The organism is Bradyrhizobium sp. MI1.4 (assembly GCF_055811315.1).
The window spans coordinates 1-1095 of the sequence record NZ_JBVVPP010000131.1 but is presented as its reverse complement, the minus strand read 5'-3'; the positions used below and the strand labels follow the sequence as shown (position 1 = coordinate 1095).

Sequence of the window (1095 nt, the reverse complement as noted above, 5' to 3'; positions counted from 1 at the left end):
CTACCTATAGCCCGCGAAGACATGGTGAAGAACGAGGGCGGTCACAGCGCCTATGAGCACCGTACGCTAACGCGACATGTCGTGCCCTGTTTGAAACGTGCCAACGTTGCAGTCACAAGTTTTCAGCAGTTTCGCGGAAATGTTCGGAGATGCGCACGTTGATGGAGCGGCAGGGTTTAGATGGAGAACAGCCATGCGAAAGCTTTCCTTGGCATTTGTTGCCGCGTTGCCACTCATTTCGATACCCGCTGCCGCGCAGCATACGGGCGCGAGTCTCAGGCCGGTGTGAACCAAAACGTGCAAACTAAAGCCGACAAAGGCATAAAGACCCGCAACTCCGGTGAAGCTGGATATGTCGCCAATCAGGACAAGCCTGGCGCGGCCTCTCATGCGCCGGGGGAGACAACCAGCACGGCAGGAACGACAACCGGAAGCAGTACACCCAGCGATCAATCAAACATCAACAGTTCGCAGGCCGACTACAATGCCTCCCTAAAGGACGGCTCCGCACCGAAAAAATAGCGAAGCGAGACCTGCTTGCAGAACAGGCGCCTCGAAGTCTCGAAGCACAATGGAGATCGCTCGTGTCGCCAGCGCCATAAGAACTGAACTCGCCATGGGCCGTTGGGCTCTCGAGCAAATGGATCGCCAATAAGGCCTTCGACGGTACAGAGTTGTCGGCCTAAGGCGTGAGCGAGATGGCGCCGGCAGCGCGGGACCTGGTCTTGAGGCTCTGGCTGCGATGGGGAAAAGACGCGTAGCCTAGCAATGAAACCATGGTCCAGCCTCATTTGAGACTGGAATCGCCGATCAATACTCTCTGGCGCGGTAGAGCGGGGGAGACTGCGAGACGTGGCGAAGGAGCGGCGACGTAGCATCTATGCTGCGCAGATATTGGTCGACGGCAGTCCTGTGCGATGCAAGGTCCGCCACCTCACGGATTCCTCTGCGATCGTCCAAATCGATAACGCGCCTATCGTGCCCGCGACATTTGGGCTGCGCGTTCCAAGTGCGGGCTTGAATATCGATTGCTCCGTTGTATGGCGTGATGAGCGCCGTCTCGCTGTGAAGTTTCTGAACTGATCACAACGTCTG

Annotated in this window: 1 protein-coding gene; it reads left to right on the top strand. The window is 57.3% G+C overall.

The window, feature by feature from the left end; translation table 11 throughout:
* Positions 1-180: 180 nt before the first annotated feature.
* Positions 181-522 (top strand): hypothetical protein, encoded by a 342-nt coding sequence (locus AC0L23_RS39930; RefSeq protein ID WP_473358416.1) that lies wholly within the window; start codon positions 181-183, stop codon positions 520-522.
* The last annotated feature ends 573 nt before the right edge of the window (positions 523-1095 follow it).

Excerpts from the sequence above, each read along its gene's own strand:
- AC0L23_RS39930 (WP_473358416.1), top strand. The coding sequence starts at position 181 with ATGGAGAACAGCCATGCGAAAGCTTTCCTTGGCATTTGTTGCCGCGTT.